This is a genomic window from Pelomonas sp. KK5 (genome assembly GCF_001984095.1).
Classification (GTDB): domain Bacteria; phylum Pseudomonadota; class Gammaproteobacteria; order Burkholderiales; family Burkholderiaceae_C; genus KK5.
Genome location: NZ_LYVQ01000513.1, coordinates 1 through 815 on the forward strand (window position 1 = coordinate 1; position 815 = coordinate 815).

Annotated in this window: 1 protein-coding gene; it reads left to right on the top strand. The window is 52.9% G+C overall.

Annotated features, from left to right (window positions below):
- The first annotated feature begins 77 nt into the window (after positions 1-77).
- Entirely contained in the window at positions 78-770 is a 693-nt protein-coding gene (locus B0W88_RS33335) for a hypothetical protein (RefSeq protein WP_144007157.1), read from the top strand.
- Positions 771-815 lie beyond the last annotated feature (45 nt).

Consider the following 815-nt stretch of genomic DNA (forward strand, 5'->3'; position numbering starts at 1 on the left):
CTAACCCGCTGTTCCAGCCGACGCCTAACGGCGCGGCTGAACGCAATCGTTAGACATCACCTACCACTATCGGCGGCATGACTAAGAACCAACGCACGTGCTATCGCTGCGCAGCGACAGCTACAACAAAGGAACACTTTCCTCCTCGCTGCTTCTTTCCGAAGGGCGAAGGGTTAAATCTTCAACTGAAGACCGTGCCTTCTTGCAAAGAGCACAACAACGATAAGTCGAGTGATGATCAATATCTCTTGGCGCACATTTGCATGAATGCGTCAAAGGGACCAAGTCTGGCAAGGGAGACTTTCCTTCGCTCCATCTCGCCACAGCTCGCCAGAAGTCCGAAATTCACGTCATCCATCGCCGAAGGTGCTACGCACTTCGCGGACGGAACTGGCAGTTATAGGGTTGATGTCGGTCGGTTCGACAATTTCTTTGATCATCTCTGTTGGGCCTTGTATTTCGACCGGTATGGTCACCCATTCAACGAATCGAACCATTCGATCAATCACACCTATCCAACCCTACATGCGGACGATCCAGGAGAGCTTGAAGTCCGCGCCTTCCTTGCGGGAATGATCGGCAACATTCGCCAGAATCACCCCAAGCAAGTTGTCAGCTACGAGGCGGCAAAGGTCGACGAAAGTGTCTATTCGAACGAGATCGTCGATCCAATTGGATCGGATGGTTCGATCACCATTGTTCATAGGTTCTACGGGCTCTTCGAAGCGATCTCTATGCTCTCGAGGAAGTGGCCTCGCATCTATGCCTAACCCGCAGTTCCAGCCGACGCCTAACGGCGCGGCTGAACGCAATCG